The organism is Streptomyces montanisoli, assembly GCF_017813245.1.
Classification (GTDB): Bacteria; Actinomycetota; Actinomycetes; order Streptomycetales; family Streptomycetaceae; genus Streptomyces; species Streptomyces montanisoli.
This window is the reverse complement of the sequence record NZ_JAGIQL010000309.1, coordinates 1-3,379: the sequence shown is the minus strand read 5'-3', so window position 1 is coordinate 3,379 and position 3,379 is coordinate 1. Positions and strand designations below refer to the sequence as shown.

Genomic DNA, 3,379 nt, shown 5'->3' with positions numbered 1-3,379 from the left:
CGCGCGCAGCCGGCCGCGCGGGCCGGACTTGGGGCGTGTGCGAGCGGACGGGGACGGCGCCGGCGGCAGGGCGTGCGCCGGGGCGTGCAGAGGGGCGTGCGGTGCCGGCGGCTTCTCGTGGTGGGACACCCGCGCGATGGTAGTGGGGCGCGCGCCCACCGTCAGAGGCCCTGTCCGATACGCCGTAGTACGCGCAGGGAACGCGTGACCGACGTCTCCTCGAAGGCGCCGGACGCCAGCGCGCGCCGGTAGATCCGGTAGGGCGCCCTGCCGCCGTCCGCCGGGTCGGGGAACACGTCGTGGATCGCCAGCAGCCCGCCGGGCGCGAGGTGCGGCACCCAGCCCTCGTAGTCGCCCGTCGCGTGCTCGTCGGTGTGCCCGCCGTCCACGAACACCATGCCGAGCGTCCCGCCCCACACCGCCGCGACCTGCGGCGAGCGTCCGACCACCGCGATCACCCGGTCCTCGAGGCCCGCACGGTGCAGGGTGCGGCGGAACGTGGGCAGCGTGTCCATCACGCCGAGCTCCGGATCCACCACCTCGGGGTCGTGGTACTCCCAGCCGGGCTGCTGCTCCTCGCTGCCGCGGTGGTGATCGACCGTCACCGCGACGGTGCCCGAGCGCCGCGCCGCGTCGGCGAGCAGCAGCGTCGAACGCCCGCAGTACGAGCCGACCTCGAGCAGCGGCAGGCCGAGCGCCCCCGCCTCGACGGCCGCCGCGTACAGGGCGAGGCCCTCGTCCCGCGGCATGAACCCCTTGGCCGCCTCGAAGGCGTCCAGCGTCTCCTCGGCGGGGGTGGGCGCGTGCCCTTGCATGGCGTGCTCCGTGGTGGTGGTGTCGGTCGTGGGGATCGTGGCGGCCGCTCCGGTGGCGTGGCCCGGCTGGCTGCGGCTACGCGGCTCATGGTGCCAAGCCGCCCCGGGCCCCCGGCCACCGGGGCGTCCGGCTGCGGCCTCGGGCGGGGCGGCGGGGCCCGTCCCGGAACCCCAGCGGGGGCACCGGCGCCTAGGCCGAAGGTCCGAGCCGATTCGGCCGTTAATCGGATGTCAGGGGCGCGGGCGCCCTGCGAGCATGACGCCATGCCCACCACACCGCCCGAACCATCCCCGTCGGCGCCCGCCTCGGCCCGTGTCCCGCCGGCCGCGCCCGCCACCGGCGCCGGCGCCGGTGGACGCCGGGAGCGCGCCCGTACCGTCCCGGCCTGGGCGGTCATCCTCATCGCCTGCGCCGGGCAGTTCCTCGTCGTCCTCGACGTGTCCGTGGTCAACGTGGCGCTCCCGTCGATGCGGACGGACCTCGGCATGAGCGAGAGCGGCCTGCAGTGGGTGCTCAACGCGTACTCGATCGCCTTCGCCGGCTTCATGCTGCTCGGCGGCCGGGCCGCCGACCTGTTCGGGCAGAAGCGGACGTTCCTGCTCGGCCTCGCCGTGTTCACCATCGCCTCGCTCGCCGGCGGCCTCGCCCAGGAGAGCTGGCAGCTGCTCGCGGCCCGCGCCGTACAGGGTCTCGGCGCGGCCGTGCTCGCCCCCGCGACGCTGACGCTGCTGACCTCCGCCGTACCCGCGGGGCCCGCACGCGTGAGGGCCGTCGGCACCTGGGCCGCCGTGGGCGCGGCGGGCGGCGCGGCAGGCGGGCTCGTCGGCGGCACGCTGACCGACCTGCTGTCCTGGCGCTGGGTGCTGCTGATCAACGTGCCCGTGGGCGCGCTCGTGCTGACGGGCGGCGCCCTGTGGCTCGCCGAGCGCAGGGGCGGCAGCGGCAGGCGCCTCGACCTCCCCGGCGCGGTCCTGGTGACGGCGGGGCTCGCCGCCCTGTCGTACGGCATCGTGCAGACCGAGCGGAGCGGCTGGGGCGCCGCGGGCACCCTCGTCCCCCTGGCCGGGGGCCTCGTGCTGCTCGCCGCGTTCCTCGCGCTGGAGGCGCGGGCGCGCGAGCCGCTGATGCCGCTGAAGGTCTTCCGCACGCGCGCGGTCGCGGCGGCGAACGCGGCCATGTTCGTCTTCGGCGCGACGAGCTTCGCGGTGTGGTTCTTCATGACGGTCTACGCGCAGAACGTCCTGGGCTACACACCGTTCCAGGCGGGCCTCGCGCTCGTGCCGAGCTCGCTGAGCATCGTGCTCGGCTCGAAGATCGCGCCCGCGATGATGCACAGGATCGGCCCGCGCCAAGTGGCCGTGATCGGCGGCGTCATCGCGGCGGCCGGCTTCGCGTGGCAGTCGGGGCTGAGCGCCCACGGCGGCTACGCGACGTCGATCCTCGGCCCCGGGGTCCTCGTCATGACGGGCCTCGGCATGTCGGGCACACCGCTCGCGGCGCTCGCCACCGGCAGCGCGGAACCGCAGGACGCGGGCCTGGTGTCCGGCATCGTCAACACCGCAAGGACGATGGGCGGCGCGCTCGGGCTCGCCGTGCTGTCCACGGCGGCGGCGACCCGCAGCGGGCCGGGGACCGATCCGGTCGCGCTGACGGCGGGATACGCGCTCGCCTTCAGGATCGGCTGCGGGGTGTCGGTGGCGGCGGTCCTGCTCATGCTGGTGTGGCTGCCCCGTCGGCCGTCGGCACGCGAGAGGGCCGTGCGCGGCTGACGTCGCGTCCGCGGATGCGCCTCACAACCGGGTGCGCCTCACAACCACCCCTGGCGGCGCGCTGCGCGCACGGCCTCCATGCGGTTGCGCGTGGCCGTCTTGCCGATCGCGGACGACAGGTAGTTGCGGACCGTCGACTCCGACAGGTGCACCCGGGCCGCGACGTCCGCGACCGTCGCGCCGTCGGCGGCCGCGCCCAGCACGTCGCGTTCGCGTGCCGTCAGCGGATTGGGCCCCGCGCTGAGCGCGGCGGCGGCGAGCCCCGGGTCGACCACCGTCTCGCCGCCGAGCACCCGGCGGATCGACGCGGCGAGATCCTCGACGGGGCCGTCCTTCACCAGGAACCCGGCGGCCCCCGCCTCCATCGCCCTGCGCAGGTAGCCCGGCCTGCCGAACGTCGTGAGGATCATGACCCGGCACGAGGGCAGCCGCTCCCGCAGGTCGGCCGCCGCGTCGAGGCCGCTGCGGCCGGGCAACTCGATGTCCAGCAGCGCCACATCGGGCCGCGCGGCGAGCGCCTCCGGCACGATGGCGTCCCCCGAGGCGACCTGGGCGACGACCTCCATGTCGTCCTCCATCCCGAGCAGCAGCGCGAGCGCGCCGCGCATCATGCCCTGATCCTCGGCGAGCAGCAGCCTCACGGGCGGCGCCGAGGGCTGCGCGCCGCGGTCCGGGGTGTCGGTCATGGGCTCAGCGTAGAGCTCACGCGCCGGGCTCCGCGGCGCCCGCCGCCCCGGGCGGCCACGTCCGGCCGCCGCGCCGCGCTCACCCGTCGGCCGCCGCGGGAACCCCGG

General features: G+C 76.3%; 3 protein-coding genes. 1 reads left to right on the top strand and 2 read right to left on the bottom strand.

The genetic code is table 11. The features are described from left to right. Window positions 1-161 precede the first annotated feature (161 nt). The gene (locus tag JFN87_RS32615; protein ID WP_209346062.1) at window positions 162-815 is read right to left on the bottom strand and encodes a class I SAM-dependent methyltransferase; all 654 of its coding nucleotides are present in this window, start codon (window positions 813-815) and stop codon (window positions 162-164) included. 264 nt (window positions 816-1,079) lie between these two features. Here JFN87_RS32615 and JFN87_RS32610 point away from each other — a divergent pair, with 264 nt between their 5' ends. Continuing rightward, a complete protein-coding gene (locus JFN87_RS32610; protein WP_209346060.1) occupies window positions 1,080-2,585 on the top strand; it encodes an MFS transporter in 1,506 nt (501 codons plus the stop codon). Window positions 2,586-2,623: 38 nt separating this feature from the next. On the opposite strand, the gene JFN87_RS32605 is transcribed toward JFN87_RS32610, so the two are convergent. Beyond that, window positions 2,624-3,271 carry a response regulator transcription factor gene (locus JFN87_RS32605; RefSeq protein WP_209346058.1) on the bottom strand — a complete coding sequence of 216 codons (648 nt, stop codon included), beginning with the start codon at window positions 3,269-3,271 and terminating at the stop codon, window positions 2,624-2,626. Window positions 3,272-3,379 lie beyond the last annotated feature (108 nt).